General features: G+C 76.6%; 2 protein-coding genes. Both read right to left on the bottom strand.

What is annotated here, in order from left to right; all coding sequences use genetic code 11:
• The coding region (locus HMPREF0731_RS22045) for a hypothetical protein (protein ID WP_040614444.1) at window positions 1-183 on the bottom strand (183 nt) is incomplete at its 3' end.
• A 137-nt stretch (window positions 184-320) separates the two neighbouring features.
• Entirely contained in the window at window positions 321-545 is a 225-nt protein-coding gene (locus tag HMPREF0731_RS22050) for a hypothetical protein (protein WP_007006481.1), read from the bottom strand.
• Window positions 546-867: the final 322 nt, after the last annotated feature.

The following is an 867-nucleotide window of genomic DNA, read 5'->3' on the forward strand; positions in this document are numbered from 1 at the left end:
CTCCTCGCGCTGCCGGCGCTCCGCCTGCTGGCGCGCGCGCTCCCCGGCCTGGCGGCGCTCCTCTTCCCGGCGGCGCTGCAGCTCGCCGGGCCAGGCCTGCGCATGGGCCGGGCGGGCGGCCCCGGCGAGGCCGAGCGCCAGCAAGGGCAGCAGGCGGCGGGGCAGGGCGGATCGGTCGGTCATGGCTCCTCCTGGTGCGGGGCGGCAGGGCGGCCGTGACTGGCTGAACGCGGCCGCCGCCCGGACGTTCCCGCCACGCCGCCGCCCCGCCGGCCAGGCCGCGGAAACGGTCCTTTCCGTGGCGGCGGCGTGGCGCCGGATCAGCGCTCCGGCTCCTCCTCCGGCGGGCTGAGCAGATCGACCAGCCGCGCCACCCGGCCGGAGGGCAGGGGGCGGCCTTCATTGACCAGCGCCTCATCATTCTGCGACCAGGCCCAGGCCTCGGCCAGCTCCTCGCGGCTGGCGCCGCTGCGCAGCAGCTCGGCCAGCAGGTCCTCGTCCACCGGGCCGAGGATCGCGGCGATCTCCTTCGACGTCAGGCTCATGACAGGCCTCCTTCCGCTCGGATGGGGTGGCAGCCCTGAGGCATCTGGGGGCTGGGCGGGCGACGCTCCAGGGGGGCGCGGCGGCGCCAGGGCGGGCCGGCCGATCCTGGCATGGTGATTGCTGAAATGAAATGTCCGCCCCGCCCGGCGCCGCGCCGGCCGGCGGATGCTGAAATACCGGGCAACTTCACCTGAGACCGATCGCTGGGAGCGCAACCATGAGGCAGACCTGCCTGTTTCGACGCCGCCGACTGCTCGGCCTGACCGCCGCCGCCGCCCTGGCCCCGCTGGCCGCGCCGCGCCTGGCCCGTGCCCAGGCGGC

The organism is Pseudoroseomonas cervicalis ATCC 49957 (assembly GCF_000164635.1).
GTDB classification, from domain to species: domain Bacteria; phylum Pseudomonadota; class Alphaproteobacteria; order Acetobacterales; family Acetobacteraceae; genus Pseudoroseomonas; species Pseudoroseomonas cervicalis.